A 4,748-nucleotide genomic window follows, 5' to 3' on the forward strand; every position below is an offset into this window, starting at 1 on the left:
GGTGCGGGCCCCCGGCTCGGGCAGCGCGTTCGTGGCTGTGCCCACCAATCCCGCAGGCTTCGCCGGGGGTGCCCCCAGGCCTGCGAAACGATGCCCACAGCCTGGGTTACCTAGAAGAAACCGCAGGTGGGAGCCCCCTCGGTGGGAGCCTCCGCACCTTCCGCACCCGTGGGGGCGAAGATCTCCAGGCGGGTGCCGTCCGGGTCGTGGAAGAAGATGCCGCCCGAGGAGCCGCCCTCGGAGTGGGGGACCACGCCCTCGTAGGCGAACTCGGTGCCCCGCTCCTTCAGGGCCCTTTCGGCCGCCTTGACCCGCTCGATCGACTCGGCCTCGAAGGCGAGGTGGTGCAGGCCCGCACGGCCGGAGTCGTACCCGCCCTCCGCCTGCTGCCAGAGCGTGACGACGAGCTTGCCCCCCTGGCCGAGGAACGCGTACCGCCGCCCGTCCTCCTTGCCCTCGCCGAGCACCTCGAAGCCCAGCACGTTCCCGTAGAAGTCGAGCGAGCGCTCCAGGTCCGTGACGTTGAGCCCGATGTGGTTGGTGACCAGCGTTCCGATCGCCGACATGACGGTTCCCTTCTCGACATGGCGAGTACTAACCTCTGAGAGAGACATTAGAGGTTAGAAAGCGACCATGCAACCAGTCACGTAATCTTGAGGGGTTAGTTCTACGAGGAGGGTGTCCGCCATGACCGTTTCCGACCCGCGCCCCCTGGTCGGCGAACCCGTCTCCCTCGACCTGCTCAACACCCGCTGGATGCTGGACGGCGTGCGCCAGGATCTCCTCACGGACACCGAGGGGCTCGCCGTCTGGCTCCGCGCCAACGGCCTCGACGGGCGCTTCACCGCCGACGCGACGACGCTCCGCCACACACTGGCCGCACGTGACGCCCTCGCCGGCCTCGTCGACCGGCCCGGCGACCCCGCCGCCACCGCCCGCGTCGACGCCGTGCTCGGCCACGGCCGCATCCGCGCCACCCTCACCCCCGAGGGTCCGGGCGAGCTGCCCGAGTTCACGGACGCCGCCTGGGGTCCGGGCTGGACGGCGGCCCGCGACTACCTGGACCTGCTGCGCACCGCACCGGACCGGATCCGGTCCTGCGCCCACGAGGCGTGCATCCTGCACTTCTTCGACACCTCACGGAACGGCACCCGGCGCTGGTGCTCGATGGCGATCTGCGGCAACCGGGCCAAGGCGTCGCGCCACTACGCTCGTACAAAGGAAAACTAACCGACCGGCCAACTCGCCCCACTTGAGGGCGATTCGTTCCCGATGGCGCACACCGCGTGGTGGCGGATGTGCGCCATCAGCACATCCCGCCACCTGACAACTCTCCACAAACCCCTGTCACTTGCGAAAGGCTGAGCGGTCATCCGGTACCGAAATCCGGACCCTCTTCTTTCACAAACAGGGATGTAAATGACCACCCCCGAATCTCAGAGCTCCATACCCGGGCGCTCGACCTCCGGACACAGACGGGCCGCCCGCATCGCGGCGGCCGCCGGACTCGTGACCGCTCTCATCGCGGCCGGTGCCGCGCCGGTCCTGGCCGCCGAAGACCCGGCGACCACTCCTCCGGTCAAGTCCTCCGACTCCGCCGACAAGCTCGGCCCGACGGACGCCCAGCGCCTCACCGAGGCCGAGGCCGCCGGCGAGAAGAACGTCACGATCCTCGTCGCCACCGCCCCCGGCTCCACCGAGCAGGTCGCCGGCCAGCTCGACGCCGTCCAGGGCGCCTCGGTCGGCAAGCAGAACGACAAGCTCGGCTACGTCCGCGCCACCCTCCCGACCGCCAAGGCGAAGGCCGCGATCAAGGCGGCCACCAGGCTCTCCTCCGTCCAGTCGATCGACCTCCAGGCCGAGATCAAGCTGGACGACCCGACCCCGGACGCGGGCACCACCGGCGCCGTCGAGGGCACGACCGTCACGCGGACGTACCCGGCGCCGAGCAGGAAGACCCCGGCCAAGAACCCGTACAACCCGTCGCACGAGACGGGTGCCGTCGAGTTCGTCGAGGACCACCGCAAGGCCGACGGCCGCGGCGTGACCATCGGCATCCTCGACTCCGGTGTCGACCTCGGCCACCCGGCGCTGCAGAAGACCACCACCGGCGAGCGCAAGATCGTCGACTGGGTCACCGCCACCGACCCGCTGACCGAGGGCGACGCCACCTGGCGCGCCCAGATCACCCCGGTCGCGGGCCCGGTCTTCACGGCCGCCTCGCAGTCCTGGAAGGCGCCCGCGGGCTCGTACCAGTGGAGCCGCTTCAGCGAGGCGATCACCGCGGGCGGCGACCCGGCCGGTGACATCAACCGTGACGGCGACACCACCGACGTCTTCGGCATGCTGTACGACCCGGCCGCCGGAACCGTCCGCGTCGACACCGACCAGAACAACGACTTCACGGACAACGCGCCGATGAAGCCGTACAAGGACGGGCACCGGATCGGCTACTTCGGTACCGACAACCCGGACACCGAGGTCGTCGAGAAGACGCCGTTCGTCGTCGAGATCCGCAAGGACGTCCCGATGGACCCGCTGGGCGGGACCTGGGTCGGCCAGAAGCGCGACTTCGTCAACATCGGTATCGTCGAGTCCGCCCACGGCACGCACGTCGCCGGCATCACCGCCGCCAAGGGCCTCTTCGGCGGCCGGATGAACGGCGCGGCGCCCGGCGCGAAGATCGTCTCCTCGCGCGCGTGCACCTGGACCGGCGGCTGCACCAACACCGCCCTCACCGAGGGCATGACGGACCTCGTCGTCAACCGTGGCGTCGACATCGTCAACATGTCGATCGGCGGTCTGCCCGCGCAGAACGACGGCGACAACGTCCGCGCCCGCCTCTACACGCGTCTGATCGACCAGTACGGCGTGCAGCTGGTGATCTCGGCCGGCAACTCCGGTCCGGGCATCAACACGATCGGCGACCCCGGCCTGGCCGACAAGGTCATCTCGGTCGGCGCCGCCGTCTCCAAGTCGACCTGGGCCGCCAACTACGGCTCGGCCGTCAAGGCGAAGTACGCCATGTTCCCCTTCTCCTCGCGCGGCCCGCGTGAGGACGGCGGCTTCACCCCGACCATCACCGGTCCGGGCTCGGCCGTGAACACCATCCCGACCTGGCAGGCCGGCTCCGGCGTGCCCGAGGCCGGCTACGAGCTGCCCGCCGGTTACGGGATGCTCAACGGCACCTCGATGTCCTCCCCGCAGGTCGCGGGCGCGAGCGCGCTGCTGCTCTCCGCCGCGAAGCAGAAGCGCATCGAGCTCTCGCCGCTCACCCTGCGCACCGCGCTCACCTCGACCGCGAAGCGGATCTCCGGCGTCAAGGCGCACGAGCAGGGCTCGGGTCTGATCGACATCAACGAGGCCTGGGAGTCGATCAAGGACGGCGCCACGGCGCACGAGTACAAGGTCGAGGCTCCGGTCGACACCGCGATCTTCCCGGCCCCGCACACCGGCACCGGTGTGTACGACCGTGAGGGCGGCCTCAAGGTCGGCCAGAAGAAGGTCTACGACGTCACCATCACGCGCACGACCGGCCCGAACCGGGCCATCGAGCACGAGCTGGAGCTGAAGTACAACGACGGCACCTTCCGGATCCTCGGCGACGACGAGGTCGACCTTCCGCTGAACAAGCCGGTCACCGTCAAGATCCAGGCCAAGCCGCGCACCGCCGGTGTGCACAGCGTGATCCTGGAGGCCGACGACGACCGCACCGAGGGCGTGGACAAGCAGATCCTCGCCACCTCGGTCGTCGCGAGCGACCTGGCCGCGCCCGGCTACGGCTTCTCCGCGTCCGGCTCGGTCCAGCGCAACCTGCACAAGTCCTACTTCGTGACCGTGCCGGAGGGCGCCAAGACCCTTGAGGTCGCCCTCGGCGGCCTGAAGGGCAAGAGCCAGACCCGGTTCATCTCGATCCACCCGTACGGCGTGGCCTTCGAGTCCTCCGCGTCCAACGTGTGCTACCCGCACTACAACCCGGCCAACACCTGCCGTCCGGACCTGCGTTCGTACGCCAACCCGACGCCGGGCGTCTGGGAGATCGAGGTCGAGGCGCGCCGCACCTCGCCCTACCTGGACAACCCGTACAAGCTGGACGTCTCGGTGCTCGGCGCCGACTTCGACCCGGCCGTGCAGACCGTTCCCGAGGCGAAGGTCGGCACGCCGACCGCCGTCGAGTGGACCGTCACCAACACCTTCGCCGGCATCGACGGCAAGCTGAAGGGCGGCTCGCTGGGCTCGGCCAAGGTCGAGACGCCGACGATCAAGCACCACGAGCAGCAGATCAAGACCGTCACCATCGGTGAGGGTGTCGAGCGGCTCGACGTGGCGATCGGCAACACCTCGGACAAGGCCGCCGACCTGGACCTGACGGTCCTGCGCGACGGCGTCCAGGTGGGTCAGGCCGCCGACGGCGACTCGGAGGAGGCCGTCTCGCTGGTCAAGCCGGCCGCCGGTACGTACACCATCGTGATCGACGGTTACTCGGTGCAGGCCGAGGGCGGTACGACCTTCGACTACAAGGACGTTTACTACTCGGCCGCGCTCGGCAGCGTCCAGGTCGACGCGTCCAAGAGCTACCCGCTGGCCAGCGGCGCGACCGCCAAGGTCGCCGCCGAGGTACGGGTCGACGGTGCCGCGCCCGAGGGCCGGCAGTTCTTCGGCGAGGTCCAGCTGCTGAACGCGCGCGGCACCGCCGCGGGCGCCGGCAGCGTCGTGATCGGCAAGGTCACTCCGTAACGGGCCTTGCT

At 69.7% G+C, this 4,748-nt stretch carries 3 protein-coding genes; 2 read left to right on the top strand and 1 reads right to left on the bottom strand.

What is annotated here, in order from left to right; genetic code table 11:
- Positions 1-110: 110 nt before the first annotated feature.
- Positions 111-566 carry a VOC family protein gene (locus ACFUJR_RS16370; RefSeq protein WP_383178137.1) on the bottom strand — a complete coding sequence of 152 codons (456 nt, stop codon included), beginning with the start codon at positions 564-566 and terminating at the stop codon, positions 111-113.
- A 121-nt stretch (positions 567-687) separates the two neighbouring features.
- Here ACFUJR_RS16370 and ACFUJR_RS16375 point away from each other — a divergent pair, with 121 nt between their 5' ends.
- On the top strand, positions 688-1,230 hold the full coding sequence (locus ACFUJR_RS16375) for a CGNR zinc finger domain-containing protein (protein WP_383178140.1): 543 nt from the start codon (positions 688-690) through the stop codon (positions 1,228-1,230).
- Positions 1,231-1,419: 189 nt separating this feature from the next.
- Positions 1,420-4,737, top strand: coding sequence for a S8 family serine peptidase (locus ACFUJR_RS16380; RefSeq protein WP_383178143.1), 3,318 nt, complete (start codon positions 1,420-1,422; stop codon positions 4,735-4,737).
- Positions 4,738-4,748: the final 11 nt, after the last annotated feature.

Source organism: Streptomyces sp. NPDC057271 (assembly GCF_042668715.1).
In the GTDB taxonomy this organism is placed as follows: domain Bacteria; phylum Actinomycetota; class Actinomycetes; order Streptomycetales; family Streptomycetaceae; genus Streptomyces.

What these genes read in the sequence shown, in the direction of transcription:
- ACFUJR_RS16375 (WP_383178140.1), top strand. Translation starts at nt 688, where the DNA reads ATGACCGTTTCCGACCCGCGCCCCCTGGTCGGCGAACCCGTCTCCCTC.
- ACFUJR_RS16380 (WP_383178143.1), top strand. Translation starts at nt 1,420, where the DNA reads ATGACCACCCCCGAATCTCAGAGCTCCATACCCGGGCGCTCGACCTCC.
- ACFUJR_RS16370 (WP_383178137.1), bottom strand. Translation starts at nt 566, where the DNA reads ATGTCGGCGATCGGAACGCTGGTCACCAACCACATCGGGCTCAACGTC.